This is a genomic window from Pseudomonas nitroreducens NBRC 12694 (assembly GCF_002091755.1).
In the GTDB taxonomy this organism is placed as follows: Bacteria; Pseudomonadota; Gammaproteobacteria; order Pseudomonadales; family Pseudomonadaceae; genus Pseudomonas; species Pseudomonas nitroreducens.
This window is the reverse complement of the sequence record NZ_BDAI01000017.1, coordinates 1-16378: the sequence shown is the minus strand read 5'-3', so window position 1 is coordinate 16378 and position 16378 is coordinate 1. Positions and strand designations below refer to the sequence as shown.

13 protein-coding genes are annotated in these 16378 nt (G+C 66.4%); 11 read left to right on the top strand and 2 right to left on the bottom strand.

Translation table 11 applies throughout. The features are described from left to right. Positions 1-82 precede the first annotated feature (82 nt). The 7 genes from PNI01S_RS25965 (at position 83) to PNI01S_RS25935 (ending at position 9953) form a co-directional block, all read left to right on the top strand. Positions 83-3814 (top strand): DUF2339 domain-containing protein, encoded by a 3732-nt coding sequence (locus PNI01S_RS25965; RefSeq protein ID WP_084359703.1) that lies wholly within the window; start codon positions 83-85, stop codon positions 3812-3814. Then, positions 3811-5175 (top strand): DUF3999 domain-containing protein, encoded by a 1365-nt coding sequence (locus tag PNI01S_RS25960; RefSeq protein ID WP_084359702.1) that lies wholly within the window; start codon positions 3811-3813, stop codon positions 5173-5175. Before PNI01S_RS25965 ends, PNI01S_RS25960 begins: the two co-directional genes overlap by 4 nt. Before the next feature lie 101 nt (positions 5176-5276). Further along, positions 5277-7184: an esterase EstP gene (gene estP / locus PNI01S_RS25955; RefSeq protein WP_084359701.1), complete on the top strand. Its 1908-nt coding sequence runs from the start codon at positions 5277-5279 to the stop codon at positions 7182-7184. 231 nt (positions 7185-7415) lie between these two features. Next, the gene (locus PNI01S_RS25950) at positions 7416-8429 is read left to right on the top strand and encodes a class 1 fructose-bisphosphatase (RefSeq protein ID WP_024766663.1); all 1014 of its coding nucleotides are present in this window, start codon (positions 7416-7418) and stop codon (positions 8427-8429) included. Continuing rightward, a complete protein-coding gene (locus PNI01S_RS25945) occupies positions 8429-9034 on the top strand; it encodes a DUF924 family protein (RefSeq protein WP_038803535.1) in 606 nt (201 codons plus the stop codon). Before PNI01S_RS25950 ends, PNI01S_RS25945 begins: the two co-directional genes overlap by 1 nt. Positions 9035-9106: 72 nt before the next feature. Continuing rightward, entirely contained in the window at positions 9107-9361 is a 255-nt protein-coding gene (gene bamE / locus PNI01S_RS25940) for an outer membrane protein assembly factor BamE domain-containing protein (RefSeq protein ID WP_024766664.1), read from the top strand. Between the two features lie 37 nt (positions 9362-9398). Further along, complete coding sequence (locus PNI01S_RS25935) at positions 9399-9953, top strand: lipocalin family protein (protein WP_024766665.1); 555 nt, start codon at positions 9399-9401, stop codon at positions 9951-9953. A 141-nt stretch (positions 9954-10094) separates the two neighbouring features. Here PNI01S_RS25935 and PNI01S_RS25930 read toward each other — a convergent pair whose 3' ends face one another. Beyond that, entirely contained in the window at positions 10095-11459 is a 1365-nt protein-coding gene (locus PNI01S_RS25930) for a formimidoylglutamate deiminase (RefSeq protein ID WP_024766666.1), read from the bottom strand. 247 nt (positions 11460-11706) lie between these two features. Here PNI01S_RS25930 and hutC point away from each other — a divergent pair, with 247 nt between their 5' ends. Further along, positions 11707-12417: a histidine utilization transcriptional repressor HutC gene (gene hutC / locus PNI01S_RS25925; protein ID WP_065086557.1), complete on the top strand. Its 711-nt coding sequence runs from the start codon at positions 11707-11709 to the stop codon at positions 12415-12417. Further along, positions 12414-13004: a HutD/Ves family protein gene (locus PNI01S_RS25920; protein WP_024766667.1), complete on the top strand. Its 591-nt coding sequence runs from the start codon at positions 12414-12416 to the stop codon at positions 13002-13004. The genes hutC and PNI01S_RS25920 overlap by 4 nt, the downstream gene beginning before the upstream one ends. A 57-nt stretch (positions 13005-13061) precedes the next feature. Here PNI01S_RS25920 and hutH read toward each other — a convergent pair whose 3' ends face one another. Then, positions 13062-14591 carry a histidine ammonia-lyase gene (hutH, locus tag PNI01S_RS25915; RefSeq protein ID WP_065086476.1) on the bottom strand — a complete coding sequence of 510 codons (1530 nt, stop codon included), beginning with the start codon at positions 14589-14591 and terminating at the stop codon, positions 13062-13064. Between the two features lie 232 nt (positions 14592-14823). On the opposite strand from hutH, the gene PNI01S_RS25910 reads away from it, so the two are divergent. Together PNI01S_RS25910 and PNI01S_RS28710 are read left to right on the top strand one after the other, a co-directional pair. Then, positions 14824-15840 (top strand): ABC transporter substrate-binding protein, encoded by a 1017-nt coding sequence (locus tag PNI01S_RS25910; RefSeq protein WP_089285856.1) that lies wholly within the window; start codon positions 14824-14826, stop codon positions 15838-15840. Positions 15841-16275: 435 nt separating this feature from the next. After that, positions 16276-16378: hypothetical protein (locus PNI01S_RS28710; RefSeq protein WP_256576739.1), on the top strand; the 103-nt coding region annotated here is incomplete at its 3' end.

Genomic DNA, 16378 nt, shown 5'->3' with positions numbered 1-16378 from the left:
AGCCGGGCCGATATACTCAGCTGTCCGGGCGTACGCGTCCGGATCGGGATGGATTCGCACAGAACCTCAAGGATTCGAAAGCATGCAATGGATTTTCATGCTGGTCGGCCTGGTCATCGGCGCCGCTGCGGGCGAGTCGATCACCGGGGCGGTACTCGGCGCGGTGATGGGCCTCGCGCTGGGGCAGACCTTCGCGCTGCACAGCCTGCAACGGGAGAACGCCAGCCTTCGTGGTGAGCTGAAGGCTTTTGGCGAGCGCTTCGACCAGGGCACCAAGGCTCTCTATGAGCGGCTGCTGCAGGTGGAGCGCGGCGCGGCCGGGCAGGTGCCGCCGGCCGGCGTCGAGTACACCGCGCCCGAGATGCCCGTTGCTGCGTCCAAGACTGAGGCAGACGCCGACGGCGAGCCCGAATTCGAGGCACCCACCCGCGAAGCTGTTGCCACCGAGCTGGAGTGGAGTATCGAGCTGCCTGCCGACGAGCTGGCGCCCGCCCTAGCGCCTGCTGCGCGGGAGGAAGCAGCTGTCGAGTGGTCGGACCTGGTGCTCGAACCCCTGGACAAGCCAGCAACCCAGGTGCGTGTCGAAGAGCCCGAGGTTCGGCCACACGCGGCTCCTGCCGCCCCGCCGGTGCCACCACAACCGCCAGTTCCCTCCCTGTTCGACCGCGCCTTCGGGGCCGCCCGCGACTGGCTGCTCGGCGGCAACACCGTACTGCGCGTCGGCGTGCTGCTGTTGTTCCTCGGCCTGGCCTTCCTGCTGCGCTACGCCACCGAGGGCATGACCATGCCGCCGCAGGGGCCGTACATCGGCACCGCCGCCGCCGCGCTGGCGTTGCTCGGCCTGGGTTGGTGGCTGCGTCATCGGCGCCCGGCCTATGCGCTGATCCTTCAGGGCACCGGTATCGCCGTGCTCTACTTGACGGTGTTCGCCAGTATCAAGCTGTACCCGGCGATGAACCACGGCGAAGTGCTGATCGATCCGCAGGCCGGGTTCGTGCTGCTGGTGGCGGTCACCCTGTTCTCGGCGATCCTGGCCATCCTCCAGGATGCGCTGGGCCTCGCCGCTGCTGCCGTGCTGGGTGGTTTCGCCGCGCCGATCCTGGCTTCCACCGGCGGCGGCAGCCATGTCGCGCTGTTCAGCTACTTCGCCCTGCTCAACGCCGGTATCTTCGCCATCGCCTGGTTCAAGGCCTGGCGCCTGCTCAACCTGATCGGCTTCTTCGGCACCTTCGGTATCGGTCTCGCCTGGGGGCTGCGCTCCTACAAGCCGGAACTGTTCGCCACCACCGAGCCGTTCCTGGTCCTGTTCTTCCTCACCTACGTCGCCATCGGCCTGCTGTTCGCCCGCCGGCGCCTGCGCGAGGCGGCTGGCGCGCCGGAGGATGACTCCCGCGAGGCGCTGCTGCGCTGGTCGGCGCGGCAGACCGACTACGTCGACGGCACCATCCTGTTCGGCACGCCGTTGGCGGGCTTCGGCCTGCAGTACGGGATCATCCAGCACCTGGAGTTCGGCGCTGCGTTCAGCGCCCTGGCGCTGGGCCTGTTCTACATGGTGCTCGCCCGCGTGCTGGCCGGTCGCACTGCCGGCCGCGCGCTGCTGTTGGTGGAAACCTGCCTGGCGCTGGGCGTGGTATTCGGCACCCTGGCGATTCCGCTGGGCCTGGACGCGCGCTGGACGTCTGCCGCCTGGGCCGTGGAAGGCGCCGGTATCTTCTGGCTCGGGCTGCGCCAGCAGCGGCCGCTGGCGCGGATTTTTGCCCTGCTGTTGCAAGTGGGCGCAGCGCTGGCGTTCCTCGCCGGGCTGCATGCCGACCCGCAATCGCTGACGCTGCTCGAAGGCGCACCGCTGGGCGCGCTGATGCTCGGTGTGGCATTGCTGTTCAGCTTCTGGAACCTGCGCAATGCCGATCCACACATTCTGCGCAACTGGGAGCCGAGTGCGCGTCCGGTCCTGGCAGCTTTCGGCCTGGCCTTCCTCTACCTGATCGCGCCCCTGCTGCTGGGCGCGGACGGCACGGCCATGACCTGGGCCATCGCCGGGCTGGCCACGCTGTTCGCCGCGCTGCGCCTGCGCTCGCGCACTTTCCTGGCCTGCGCATTTGCCGTGCAGCTGTTGGGCGGAGCGGTGTTCCTCCTGCATCTGCATGGCGCGCAGGAGGGCGGCGGGGTGCTGGGCTCCGGCTGGCGCGGGCTGGTCACGGCCTCGCTGATTGGCCTCGCGCTGATCGCAGGCATGCTGGTCGCTGCGAGAGACGCCATGGTCCGCGACGACCGCCGGCTGGTGCTGGGATTGAGCGTGGTCCTGCTGCTGGGCCTGGCCTTCGTCAACCTCGCCGTGCTTTTCGTGCTGCCGTGGCAAGCGGCGGCGGCGGTGTGGGCGGGCAGCGGCCTGCTGATCCTCTGGTTGAGCCTGCAATTGCAGCAACGCGCCGCTTTCGTCTTCGGCCTGGTGCTGCAGGTGATTGGCGCGGGCGCCTTCCTCTTCGGTGGCGCCGCGCTGTTCGGCGACCTGCCCAGCGAGGGCCTGAAGCCGCTGGCGCACATGGGCTTCTGGACTCCGGCGGTGCTGGCGCTGGCCGCTCTGGTCGGCGCTTGGCGCCTGCACCGGGCCAGCGAGCGCGAGCGCAACCTGGCGCTGGGTGGTCTTGGGCTGGAGCAGCTTTCGCAGTTGCTGCTGGTCTGGGGCGCCGGTTGGTGGGCATTGACCGCGCTGTGGGAGATCGCCCGCTTCGTGCCCGGCGAGATGCGTGAGCACGTGGCGGTGCTGGTGGCTGCGATCAGCGTGGGCTTCTGGTCGCTGCTGGCGCGCCGCGAGCAATGGCGCGCGCTGGCGCTGCTGTGCCTGGCGCTGGTGCCGATGTCGCTAGTGGCCCTGGCCAGTGCCTGGAACCTGCAGTACCACCCGCTGGCAGAGCTGGGCTGGCTTGGCTGGCTGGCGGTGTTCGTGGTGCACTTCCTCATACTGCGTCGCCTCGATGCGCTGCTACCGCGCCTGGCCGCGCGCACGGCCCATGTGCTGGGCTGCTGGCTGATCCTCGGCGTGCTGGCGCTGGAGCTGCGCTACCTGTTCTTCGCCCTGGCCGAGCACTACAACGCCTGGCGCTGGCTGGGTTGGGCGCTGGTACCGAGCCTGTTCCTGATCCTCATGGGCGGTGTGGCGCGCCTGCCGTGGCCGGTGGCCGCCTTCGAGCGCGAGTACCGCGCCATCGCCGCCGCTCCGGTAGCCCTGGCGCTACTGGGCTGGTTCTGGCTGGTCAACCTGTTCAGCAACGGCGCGGCCGACCCGCTGCCGTACCTGCCGCTGCTGAACCCGCTGGAGCTGGGCATGCTCATCGTGCTCGGGGCGATCTTCCAGTGGACGCGCCTGGGCCTGCCGCAACTGGGCGTGGCCGAATCCACCCTGCGCCTGCCGGTGCAGGCGCTGCTGGGCGCCTCGCTGTTTGCCCTGCTGACCATGGCCGTGTGCCGTACCGCGCACCATTGGGGCGGCGTGCCGTTCGAGTTCGACGCCCTGAGCCAGTCCATGCTGGTGCAGGCCGGGCTGTCCATCGTCTGGGCGCTGATCGCGCTGGGTCTGATGATCGCCGGGCACCTGCGTGGCCGGCGTGATTTCTGGCTGGTCGGCGCGGTGCTGCTGGTCGTGGTGGTGATCAAGCTGTTCCTGGTCGACCGCGCCAGTGGCGGCAGCCTGGAACGCATCATTTCCTTCATCGGTGTCGGTGTGCTGATGCTGATCGTCGGCTACTTCGCGCCGCTGCCGCCGCGCCGGCCTGTGGACGAAGAGTCATCGCAACAGGAGCAACCCTCCGCATGAAGCTCAAGACACTCGTACTTTTCATCGGCGCGTGCCTGCTGGGTAATCACGCCAGTGCTGCGCCCGCGCCGGCGGATTTCGCCAATCGCGTGCCGCTGGAGGTTTCCGGCAACGGCCCGTGGTACCGCGTGCAACTGCCCATCGAGGTGCTGTTCGCGGCCCGCCATGGTGACCTGCGCGACGTGCGCATCTTCAACGCCGAGGGCGAGGCGCTGCCCTACAGCCTGCGCACCAGCGCGGCGAGCGAGAAAGAGGTGCGCAGCGAGGTGCAGGCGCGCATCTTCCCGCTGCGTGGAGCCTCCGGCAGTGCGGCCGGCGACAACCTGAAGATCGTCCGCAGCACCACCGGTACCATCCTGGAAATCACCCCGAATGCGCCGACGCCGGACAAGGCCCAGGTGCTCCGCGGCTGGCTGCTGGAGACCGGTGCCGGCGACCTGCCGCTGGACCGTCTGCAGCTTGACTGGACGGCCGACGGTGACGGCTTCCAGCGCCTGCGCATCGAGGCCAGCGACGACCTCGAACACTGGCGCTCGCTGGGCGAGGGACAACTGGCGCGGCTGGATTTCAACGGCCAGCGCATCGAGCAGAACGACATCGCGCTGCCCGGCGAGACGGCGCGCTACCTGCGTCTGTGGTGGGAGTCGCCCGAGCAGGCCGCGCAGCTGGTGGGCGCCACGCTCAGTGGCAGCCGCAGCACTAGCGGCCCGGTGCCGATGCTCTGGTCCGAACCGCTGGCGGCCAAGGCCGACACTAATGGTGACTTCAACTGGAGCCTCCCGTTGGCGCTGCCGGTGGAGCGCGTGCGGATTCCTCTGCAGCAGGACAACACCCTGGCACCGGTAGTCATCTCTGGCCGCCACGACGGCAACGTGCAGTGGACCCCGCTGGCGCGCGGCGTGCTGTATCGCCTGCCGGGGCAGGGTGGCGAGATTACCCAGGAAGAACTGGAGCTGCCTGGCCGCACGTTGGGCCAGTTGCGCCTGCAAGTGGATTCGCGCGGTGGTGGCCTCGGCGGCTCGACAGCGCACCTGAGCGTGGGCGTGCGCGCCAGCGAGCTGGTGTTCCTCGCGCGCGGCGGTGCGCCCTATGAGCTGGCGGTGGGCAACGGTTCGATCACCGATGGCAGCCTGCCGTTGACCACCCTGGTGCCCGGCTACGAGCCCAAGCGCCTGGCGGGCATGGGCGAGGCACGGCTCAAGGGCACTCTTCAGGCTCCTGCCACACCCGCGACGGCCCAGGAGGCGAAGGCCGATACAAACTGGAAACGCTACGGCCTGTGGGCGCTGCTGCTGGCGGGCGTCGGCCTGCTCGCGCTGATGGCGCTGAGCCTGCTGCGGAGCCATCGCCAGGCCAGCTGATCGACGCGGATCGCCGCAAGATAGGGGTGTCGCCTATAGAAATTCTGATACTGTCTTGGTTGTTCTGATTACCGAATAACAACAAAGCATGGAGTAGCAGAATGATCAGAAAGGCGCTCACCCCGCTGGCGGCTGCGTGCGCGATGGCCATTGCCGCACAGGCCTCCGCAGCCCCTTCGCCGTATTCCACCATGGTCGTCTTCGGCGACAGCCTGAGCGATTCCGGACAGTTCGCCGACGCCGGCGGCCCTGCCGGTGCCAGCACCCGCTTCACCAACCGCGTCGGCCCCACCTACCTGGACGGCAGCGGCGAGATTTTCGGCCCCACGGCGCCGATGATCCTGGGCGGCAAGCTGGGCATCAATGGCGCCGACCTGAACCCCTCCACGTCGCTGGTCCCCGGCACCGTGGACGGCAACAACTGGGCAGTCGGCGGCTATCGCACCGACCAGATCTACGATTCCATCACCGCGCCCGGTGGCTCTGTCGTCACCTCCGGCTCCAACAGCCGTACCCGTGATGGCTACCTGGTGAACAATCGCGCCGACCCGAACGCACTGTATTACCTCACCGGCGGCGGCAACGACTTCCTCCAGTTCCGCATCACCGACGACCCCACGGCCCGCGCCGCCGCCGGCCGCCTGGTGGACAGCGTCGATGCGCTGCACAACGCCGGTGCGCGCTACATCATGGTCTGGCTGCTGCCCGACCTCGGCCAGACCCCGGCCACCAACGGCACCGTGCTGGAATCCTTTGGCACCCAGCTGTCGGGCATTTTCAACGAGGAGCTGGCCGCGCAGCTGGCCGCCTCCAATGCCAACGTCATCCCGCTGAACATCCCGGCGATGTTCAAGGAAGTCCTGGCCAACCCGGGCGCCTATGGCCTGGCCACCGACCAGAACCTGATCGGCACCTGCTTCAGCGGCAACAGCTGCCCCGAAAACGCGGTGTATGGTCGCCACGGCAGCAGCCCCGATCCGACCAAGCTGATCTTCAACGACGGCGTGCACCCGACCATCGCCGGCCAGACGCTGATTGCCGACTATGCCTACTCGGTGCTCTCAGCCCCGTGGGAAGCAACCATGCTGCCGGAGATGGCCCTGGGTACGTACAACGCCTACCAGGACCAACTGCGCAGCCAGTGGCTGGCGGACTGGGAAAGCTGGCAGGGCGTGAACCAGTGGCGCGGCTTCGTCAGCGGCGGCGCGCAGCACCTGGACTACGACGACCAGGACAGCGCGGCCGACGGCTCCGGCTACGGCGCCAACCTGACCCTGGGCACCAGCTATCGTCTCGACGACGCTTGGCGCGTCGGTGGCTCGCTGGGCTTCTACCGGCAGAAACTGGAGCTGGGTTCCGACGACTCCGACTACAAGCTCAACAGCTACCTGGGCAGCCTGTTCGTGCAGTTCCAGCAGAACCGCTGGTGGGCCGACGCCTCTATCACTGGCGGCAAGCTCGACTTCGACGATGCCAATCGCAAGTTCAGCATCATCAACCACGAAGTCGAGGAAAAGGCCGACACCGACGGCAGCCTGCTGGCCTTCAGCGGTCGCCTGGGCTACGACATTGCCCAGGGCGGCGAGAACTGGCACCTGTCGCCCTTCGTCAGTGCGGACTGGGCGCGGGTGAAAGTGGACAGCTACGAAGAGGGCAGCGGCCGTTCCACCGCGCTGGCCTATGACGAGCAGAATCGCTACTCCCGGCGCCTCGGGGTGGGCCTGCAGGGCAAGTTCGACGTATCGCCGCAGACCCAGCTGTTCGGTGAAGTCGCGGTAGAGCGGGAATATGCCGACGACACCCAGAACGTCGGCATGAACTTCACCAGCCTGCCGGACATCGGCTTCAGCCTGCAGGGCTATACCCCGCAGAGTCACCTGCAGCGCGCCACCATTGGCGTCGCCCAGAAGCTGACCCCGGAGCTGACCCTGCGCGGCGGCTACAGCGCACACCGCAGCAGCGACGACCTGGCACAGGGGGTGAACCTGGCGCTGAGCCTGGACTTCTGATCGCCTGAGGTGAATGAGCGGGGTGACGGGCGGATGCGGCCGTCACCCCGTTTTCTTTCACGTGGGCCGCTCGCCGCGCGGCCGAAGGTCGCGGGGCCGACCGGCGTTGGGGAACTGCCCGTGAGCGGCGGGCTCCAAGCATTCGGTGAGCCGCTGTGCAAGGAGGCATCGCGGTCGTTTCCACGCTAGAATGCGCCCTGATTTTTTTCCTCTTCTCCCCTGGAGCCTTCCATGTCCCGCGTTACCCTGAGCCGCTACCTGATCGAGCAGACCCGCAGTCACAATACCCCGGCCGACCTGCGCTTCCTCGTCGAGGTAGTAGCGCGCGCCTGCAAGGAAATCAGCCATGCCGTCTCCAAGGGCGCCCTGGGCGGCGTGCTGGGCAGCATGGGCACCGAGAACGTGCAGGGCGAAGTGCAGAAGAAGCTGGACGTGATCTCCAACGAGATCCTCCTGGAGGCCAACGAGTGGGCCGGCAACCTGGCCGGCATGGCATCCGAGGAGATGGACCATCCCTACCAGATTCCGGGAAAGTACCCCAAGGGCGCCTACCTGCTGGTCTTCGATCCGCTGGACGGCTCCTCCAACATCGACGTCAACGTCTCGGTCGGCACCATCTTCTCCGTGCTGCGCTGTCCGCATGAGTACCTGAGCCAGAATGACAGCCTGCGCGAGGAAGCCTTCCTGCAGCCGGGTACCACCCAGGTCGCCGCCGGCTACGCCATCTACGGCCCGCAGACCATGCTGATCCTGACCCTGGGCAATGGCGTGAAGGGCTTCACCCTGGACCGCGAACTGGGCAGCTTCGTGCTGACCCACGAGAACATCACCGTGCCCACCAGCACCGCCGAATTCGCCATCAACATGTCCAACGAGCGCCACTGGGAAGCTCCGGTGAAGCGCTATGTCAGCGAACTGCTGGCCGGCAAGGAAGGCCCGCTGGGCAAGAACTACAACATGCGCTGGATCGCCTCCATGGTGGCCGACGTGCACCGCATCCTGACCCGCGGTGGAGTGTTCATGTACCCGCGCGACTCCCGCGAGCCGGAGAAGCCCGGCAAGCTGCGCCTGATGTACGAAGCCAACCCGATGTCCTTCATCATCGAGCAGGCTGGCGGCGCCGCCACCAACGGCCACCAGCGCATCCTCGACATCCAGCCGGAAAACCTGCACCAGCGCGTCGCGGTGTTCCTGGGCTCCAAGGAAGAAGTCGAACGCGCCACCGCCTACCACCAGGAAGGCTGATGAGCGCCGCGCCCTGGCAGTCGCTGCTCGACTGGTGGTTCGGCAACGCGCTGGACGCCAACGAAGTCGCCGCCCAGCGCAACGCCCTGTGGTTCGGCAAGAGCGCCTGCCAGGACGTGGACTCGGAAAACCGTTTCGGTGGCCTGGTGCGCCAGGCCCTGGACGGTGGTCTGCAGGAGTGGGAGCGCGAGCCGCAGAGCTGGCTGGCGCTGATCCTGCTGCTGGACCAGCTGCCACGGATGATCTTCCGTGATTCCCCGCGCGCCTACGCCGGCGATGCCCGCGCCCAGCAACTGGTGCGCCAGGGGCTGGAGGCCGGTTTCGATCGCCAGTTGCCGCGCATCGAGCGAGTGTTCGTCTACATCGTGCTGGAGCACGCCGAGAATCTGGCCAGCCAGAACGAGGCAGTGCGCCTGTATGAGGAATTGCAGGGCGAATCCAGCGAGAGCGAGAAGGTGCTGTTCGCTGGTTACCTCGCCTATGCGCGCAAGCACCAGGTGGTGATCAAGCGCTTCGGCCGCTTCCCCCACCGCAACGCCATTCTCGGCCGCGAATCCACGGTCGAAGAAGTACAGTTCCTCACGGAACCTGGCTCACGTTTCTGACTCCAACCCGGCGGCCGAACCGGTCGCTCTGTGCCAAGCTTGTTGGCCTGCCCCCAAAAAATGGAGTTGTCGATGTCTTTCCGCCGCCTCGCGCTCGTCGCGTTCTGTGTCGTCCTGGCCGCTTGCAGCAAAGTGAACCAGGAGAACTATTCCAAGATCAAAACCGGCATGAGCAAGGCCGAGGTGGAAAGCCTGCTCGGCAAGCCTGCCGAATGCTCCGGCGCACTGGGGGTTTCCAGCTGCACCTGGGGAGACGAGAAGGCTTTCATCAGCATCCAGTACGCTGGCGACAAAGTGCTGCTGTTCTCCGCCCAGGGCCTGAAGTAGGCCTGGGGGACGGGGCGGGCAGCCAAGGAGCAACGCAATGCGTCGATCCCTTATCTGGTTGGCCTGCCTCGCCGCGTTGAGCGGTTGTGCCGGTTCCTCGCCGCAACCGCCGCAGACCGTGCAGGTCGACCTCAAGCGCTACGAGGGCACCTGGTACGAGTTGGCGCGCAAGCCGATGTTTTTCCAGCGCCACTGCGCGCAGTCGGAAGCCCACTATCGGTTGCAGCCTGATTCCAGCATCGCGGTGACCAATCGCTGCCTGACCACCGACGGTGAATGGGACCAGGCCACCGGCCGCGCCGAAGCGCAGGTGCCGGGCCGCACCGACAAGCTCTGGGTGCGTTTCGACAACACCTTCACGCGGATCTTCCCGGGGCTCGCCAAGGGTGACTATTGGGTACTCTACGTCGACGACGATTACCAGACCGCGCTGGTGGGCAACCCGAATCGCGAGTACCTCTGGCTGCTGTCGCGCAAGCCGGTGGTGCCGGATGCCACCCGCATGAAGCTGCTGGGGCTGGCCCATGAGCGCGGCTACCAGACCGACGACCTGATCTGGCGGGCAGCCGATTCCAGTTCGGCGGCCCAATAAAAAACGCCCCTCGGGGCGTTTTTTCATGGCGGGTATTTCGCGCGGTATTGCCGGCGCGGGCTTTTCGTAGGAGCGAGCTTGCTCGCGAACTCGCCTCGCAGCGAAGGCTGTTCGCGAGCAAGCTCGCTCCTACAGGGGCTGTCAGTCCAGCAGCTCGCGAAGGACGCCACCGAACGCCTGGGCGCTTTGTTCTTCAAGCGCGTGCCGGCCTTCGCGCACACGCCATTGCCCGGCAACCATCACATCGCGTACCTGGCGGTCGCCGCCGGCGAACAGCCAGCGGTTGAGGATCGCGTCGCCACGGGCAGTTTGCAGGTAAGGGTCGCCACCGTTGAGTACCAGCAGGTCGGCGCGCTTGCCGACAGCCAGTTCCCCCGTGGGCTGGCCAAGCGCCTGTGCGCCGCCGCTGAGGGCGGCATCGAACAGGGTGCGGCCAACCATGGGCTGGTCCTTGCCGTAGAGGCGGTTGCGGCGCTGGTCGCGCAGGCGCTGGCCATATTCCAGCCAGCGCAGTTCCTCGACCACGCTCAGTGATACATGGCTGTCCGAACCGATGCCGAAGCGGCCGTTTTGGGCGAGGTAATCCACCGCCGGGAAGATGCCGTCGCCCAGGTTCGCCTCGGTGGTCAGGCAGAGGCCGGCGACCGCACCACTACGGGCCATGGCGGTGACTTCGTCGGGTTCGGCGTGGGTGGCGTGGACCAGGCACCAGCGTTCGTCCACCGCGACGTTCTCGTACAGCCACTGCAGTGGTCGGCGACCGCTCCAGGCCAGGCAGTCGTCGACTTCCTTCTGCTGCTCGGCGATGTGGATGTGCACCGGGCAGCCGCTGGAATCAGCGCCCAGCACCTCGGTGATCTGCTGCGGTGTCACCGCGCGCAGGGAGTGGAAGCACAGGCCGAGGCCCTGCTGCGGCTGGTCTGCCAGGTGCGTGCGCAGCCCGTCGATCAATTTCAGGTAGCTGTCCGTGCTGTTGATGAAACGGCGCTGGCCTTCGCTCGGCGACTGGCCGCCGAAACCGGCGTGGGAGTAGAGCACCGGCAGCAGGGTCAGGCCGATGCCGGCATCCGCCGCGGCTTGGCTGACGCGCAGCGCCAGTTCCGCCGGGTTGGCATAGGGCTGGCCGTCGATGTCGTGGTGCACGTAGTGGAATTCGGCGACGCCGGTGTAACCGGCCTTGAGCATTTCGATGTACAGCTGGCGGGCGATCACCCCGACCTGCTCGGGCGACAGGCGACCGACCAGGCGATACATCAGCTCGCGCCAGGTCCAGAAGCTGTCGTTGGGGTTGCCGGCAACTTCCGCCAGGCCCGCCATGGCGCGCTGGAAGGCGTGGGAGTGCAGGTTCGGCATGCCCGCCAGGACCGGTCCGGCGATGCGCTCGGCGCCTTCTGCGCTGGCGTCCGGGGTGATCGCGGTGAACTGGCCCGCGGCATCGATTTCGAAGCGGACGTTGCGCGCCCAGCCAGAAGGCAGCAGTGCAGTTTCGGCGAACAGAACGGACATGCGGGAGGTCCTCGCAGGTTTCTTGGAATTTGTATATACATATACAGACGTTTGCCGGGGCCGTAAACTGCAAGGCAACCCGGCGGTCGTCAGAGGACTTGTATGCACGGGTCGAATCCGGTACATGCCGGAGTCAGACCGCAGTCGCCCTCCATAGAAAGAACACCGTCGCCACGACAAGGAGTTTCCCGTGCCCGCATCGCCCACGCCTACCCCGCCCGCCGAGGGTTCGTCGCTCGCCGCGCAGATGGGGGAAATTCCCGCGCCGCTGTACGCTCGCGTCAAGCAGATGATCATCCAGCAGATCCAGTCCGGAACCTGGCCGCCGCACCACCGCGTGCCGTCCGAGGCGGAGCTGGTTGCCGAGCTGAGTGTCAGCCGCATGACCATCAACCGCGCGCTGCGCGAGCTGACTGCCGACGGCCTGCTGGTGCGCATGCAGGGCGTCGGCACCTTCGTCGCCGAGCCCAAGGGCCAGTCGGCGCTGTTCCAGGTGCAGAACATCGCCGAGGAAATCACTGCCCGCGGGCACAAGCACCACCTCGTGGTGATCAGTCTGGTGGAAGAGCTGGCCAGCGCCGAGCGCGCGCTGGCGCTGGACGTGCGCGAGGGCCAGCGCATCTTCCACTCGGTGATCGTGCACTACGAAAACGATATCCCGGTGCAGATCGAGGACCGCTACGTCAACGCAGCCGTGGCGCCGGATTACCTCAAGCAGGATTTCACCGGGCAGACGCCCTTCGCCTACCTCACCCAGGTCGCCCCGCTGAGCGAGGGCGAGCACGTGGTCGAGGCGGTGCTGCCCAGCCCCGAGGAATGCAAGCTGCTGTCCGTCGACCGCCATGAGCCATGCCTGCTGATCCGCCGGCGCACCTGGTCGGGACGCAATACCGTGACCAGCGCGCGCCTGCTCTATCCGGGTTCGCGCTACCGCCTGGAAGGACGATTCAGTTCATGAGTGAAGTGCGAATTCTGCGCGCCGCCGACTACCCGGCGATGCCCTGGAAGAACGGCGCGGGCACGACCCGCGAGATCGTCCGCGATGCCGGCGATGGCCTGGAAGGCTTCGGCTGGCGCGTGTCCATCGCCGACGTAGGGGCGCCGGGGCCGTTCTCTGCGTTCACCGGTTACCAGCGCGTCATCAGCGTGTTGCAAGGCGAGGGTATGCGGCTGAGCGTGGACGGCATCGATTCCCGCGACCTGCGCGCACTCGATGCCTTCGCCTTCGATGGCGCCAGTGCGGTGGACTGTACGCTGCTGGGCGGCGCGATTCGTGACTTCAATCTGATCTATTCGCCCACTCGCTACCGGGCACGCTTGCAGTGGCTGCGGTTGGACCGCGAGGCGCATTTCTTCAGCAGCGCTTCCACGGTGCTGTTGTTCAGTACGGGCGAGGGGGTTCACCCCAGTCTGAACGGCGAGGCCGCCGGGGTGCTGGGGCTGCATGACACGCTGATTGCCGAAGGTGCGGGCGTTCTGCGGGAGTGGCGGCTGGCGATGGCGGGAAGTGCAGATATCTGCGTGATCGAACTCGATCCGCGATGAACAACAAGGGCGCCTCGGCGCCCTTGTTGTTGGCGGGATGTTGATCCGTAGGGCGGGTTACGAATACAACCGCTCGTAGCCAATCCAGCGGCTCATCACCCCATCCTCGACCCACGCCCGCGCGGCGGCGATGTCCGGAGCGAAGTAGCGGTCCTGCTCATAGTGCGGCACCTGGCTGCGGATCAGCGTGCGGACTTCCTGCAACTGCGGCGAACTTTGCAGCGGCGCGTGGAAGTCCACGCCCTGCGCGGCGGCGAGCAGTTCGATGGCGACCACACCGGCGCTGTTGGCGGCCATGTCCTGCAGGCGGCGGGCGGCGAAGGTGGCCATGGAGACGTGGTCTTCCTGGTTGGCCGAGGTCGGCAGGCTGTCCACCGAGGCCGGGTGCGCCCAGGTCTTGTTCTCCGAGGCCAGCGCCGCCGAGGTGACCTGGGCGATCATGAAGCCGGAGTTGAGCCCGCCTTCCTTGACCAGGAACGCCGGCAGGCCGGACATGGCCGGGTCCACCAGTTGGGCGATGCGCCGCTCGGACAGCGCGCCGATCTCGGAGATTGCCAGCGCCAGCACGTCGGAGGCCATGGCCACCGGCTCGGCGTGGAAGTTACCGCCTGACAGAACGTCGCCGTCAGCGCTGAACACCAGCGGGTTGTCGGAAACCGCATTGGCCTCGCGCAGGAAAACTCCAGCAGCGAAGCGCAGATGGTCCAGGCATGCGCCCATCACCTGTGGCTGGCAGCGCAGCGAGTACGGGTCCTGCACACGCTTGCAGTCGATGTGCGACTGGTTGATCGGGCTGTCGTGCAGCAGTTCCCGGTACAACGCGGCGACCGTGATCTGTCCCGGTTGGCCACGCACGGCCTGGATGCGCGCATCGAAGGGCACGAACGAGCCCTTCAGCGCTTCCACGCTTAAGCTGCCGGCCACCACCGCGGAGATGAACAGCTTCTCCGCCGCAAACAGCCCGCGCAGGGCCAGAGCCGTGGAAACCTGGGTGCCGTTGATCAGCGCCAGGCCCTCCTTCGGGCCCAGCACCAGCGGCTCGGCGCCGGCGATGGCGAGGCCTTCGCTGGCTTCGAGGATGCGCCCTTCATGGCGCACCTGGCCGACGCCCAGCAGGATCGCGGACATGTGCGCCAGCGGCGCGAGGTCGCCGGAGGCGCCCACCGAACCCTGGGATGGAATACACGGGTAGACACGTGCGCGGTAGAGCTTGAGCAGCGTCTCGATCACCGCCGGGCTGACGCCGGAAAAGCCGCGCGCCAGCGAGCCGATCTTCAGCGCCATGATCAGCGCCACGCTGGCGTCGTCCAGCAGCGCTCCGGTGCCGGTGCAATGGGAAAGGATCAGGTTGCGCTGCAGGGTGGCGAGTTGCTCCTCGGGAATCGAGGTGCGCGCCAGCAGGCCGAAACCGGTATTGATGCCGTACACGGTGCGCTGGTCGGCGATGATCTGGCTGACCGTCTGCGCGCTGTGCAGGATGGCTTCGCGGCATTCGTCGGCAAGCTGCAGGTCGGGCTGGTGCTGGTAGATGGCGCGCAGTTGGTCGAGGTCGAACTGGCCGGGCGTCAGGATCAGGGTTGCGGGCATGTCGGCATCCTGGATTCGGTGAAGTGTTACCGTGGATAGTTCCTGTATATACAGGTATAGCAATCTCTGTGCCATGGTGCGCCAGGGCCCATGCCTTCGTCGCCGGTCGCGCTGAGAGGCCGCTCGGGAGAAAGTGAATGTCACCCCCGGTGGCATTTCCAGTCCGATGGTTGTGGGCAAACCGCGCCGCGGCGGCTAAACCCTAAGGACACCAACGCGTCCGGAGTCGCCCATGTCCGCCCCCCGTTGCCTGTTCGCGCTGCTACTGGCCTTCGGCCTGTGCGCCCAGACCCTTGCTGCCGGCTGTCCCTATCCGAAACCCGTGGTATTCGCCGGGCTGAACTGGGAGAGCGGGATGTTCACCACCGAGGTCCTGCGCTTCATCCTGGAGAAGGGCTACGGCTGTCAGACCGACGCCGTGCCGGGTAACACGGTGACCATGGAGAACGCGCTGAAGCAGAACGACATCCAGGTCACCGGCGAGCAGTGGGCCGGGCGCAGTACCGTGTGGCAGCAGGCCGAACAGGCCGGCCAGGTGTTCTCCGTGGGCGAGACAGTGAAGGGCGCCAGCGAAGGCTGGTGGGTGCCGGATTATGTAGTGCACGGCGATGCCAAGCGCGGCATCAAGGCTTCCGCGCCGGGCCTGAAGTCCGTCAGCGACCTGCCCCGTTACAAGGCGTTGTTCAAGGATGACGAGGAGCCGGACAAGGGCCGCTTCTACAACTGCCCCACCGGCTGGACCTGCGAGATCGTCAACACACAGAAGCTCAAGGCCTACGGGCTGACTGACAGCTACGTGAACTTCCGTACCGGCGCCGGCCCGGCGCTGGATGCGGCGATCAGCTCGGCCATCGCACAGGGCCGGCCAGTGCTCTTCTATTACTGGGCGCCGACGCCGCTGCTGGGGCGCTTCAAGTTGGTGCAGCTGGAGGAGCCACCGTTCAGTGAGGAGGCCTGGAAGACCTTGACCGACCCGAACAACCCCAATCCCGAGGGCTCTCGCTCGCTACCGGCGAAGATCAGCATTGGCGTGTCGCGCGACTTCCACGACAAGGCGCCGGAACTGGTGCAGGTGTTCGAGCAGGTCGAGCTGCCGCTGCCGATATTCAACGCGCTGCTCGCAGACATGGCGCAGCATCATCGGAACGTGGCGGACGTGCGGGCAAAGTTCTTCCGCGAGCACCGGGCGTTGTGGTCGAAATGGGTGACGCCCCAGGCGGTGGGGAGGATCGATGCAGCGTTGAAGTGAGCGAGTGCCTGAAGAGTGGTCATTGTGCTGGACGCTTTTCTTCCCCTTGTCCTGTCAGTGCTCGTGGTCTGACGCTGGCGTACTTTCCTTCGTCCTCATGCTTGTCTATACAACCTGTGTCTCTTCGTAGCGAGCGGTGTTACCGAAGGCTACGAAACGGTGCACGGAAGCCTTCTTCCGGTGCGGCTGTCTGTCAGACGGCGCTTTCTGTCAGCTCCTGCTCGTTTCATGTTTTCCTATTTTTATTTTTATTAATCAATAGCTTAATTGATTGTTCTGGTGGGCGATCAGCACCGCCAAACAAGGTTGGCCCTTGCTTTGCTTATACTTGTACATACAAGCATAGACATGATGGTTTCGAGACTTTCGGAACTGTCCAACGAACCGCCAAAGCCCTCACCGGCTGAACGATCCGAGCAAGCGAAGGAGCCTTCCGTGACCAAATTCCGCGACGTCGAAATCCGTGCCCCGCGCGGCACCCAACTGAACGCCAAAAGCTGGCTGACCGAAGCGCCGCTGCGCATGCTGATGAACAACC

Coding starts and splice junctions, on each gene's coding strand:
- PNI01S_RS25965 (WP_084359703.1), top strand. CDS start 83: ATGCAATGGATTTTCATGCTGGTCGGCCTGGTCATCGGCGCCGCTGCG.
- PNI01S_RS25960 (WP_084359702.1), top strand. CDS start 3,811: ATGAAGCTCAAGACACTCGTACTTTTCATCGGCGCGTGCCTGCTGGGT.
- estP (WP_084359701.1), top strand. CDS start 5,277: ATGATCAGAAAGGCGCTCACCCCGCTGGCGGCTGCGTGCGCGATGGCC.
- PNI01S_RS25950 (WP_024766663.1), top strand. CDS start 7,416: ATGTCCCGCGTTACCCTGAGCCGCTACCTGATCGAGCAGACCCGCAGT.
- PNI01S_RS25945 (WP_038803535.1), top strand. CDS start 8,429: ATGAGCGCCGCGCCCTGGCAGTCGCTGCTCGACTGGTGGTTCGGCAAC.
- bamE (WP_024766664.1), top strand. CDS start 9,107: ATGTCTTTCCGCCGCCTCGCGCTCGTCGCGTTCTGTGTCGTCCTGGCC.
- PNI01S_RS25935 (WP_024766665.1), top strand. CDS start 9,399: ATGCGTCGATCCCTTATCTGGTTGGCCTGCCTCGCCGCGTTGAGCGGT.
- PNI01S_RS25930 (WP_024766666.1), bottom strand. CDS start 11,459: ATGTCCGTTCTGTTCGCCGAAACTGCACTGCTGCCTTCTGGCTGGGCG.
- hutC (WP_065086557.1), top strand. CDS start 11,707: ATGGGGGAAATTCCCGCGCCGCTGTACGCTCGCGTCAAGCAGATGATC.
- PNI01S_RS25920 (WP_024766667.1), top strand. CDS start 12,414: ATGAGTGAAGTGCGAATTCTGCGCGCCGCCGACTACCCGGCGATGCCC.
- hutH (WP_065086476.1), bottom strand. CDS start 14,591: ATGCCCGCAACCCTGATCCTGACGCCCGGCCAGTTCGACCTCGACCAA.
- PNI01S_RS25910 (WP_089285856.1), top strand. CDS start 14,824: ATGTCCGCCCCCCGTTGCCTGTTCGCGCTGCTACTGGCCTTCGGCCTG.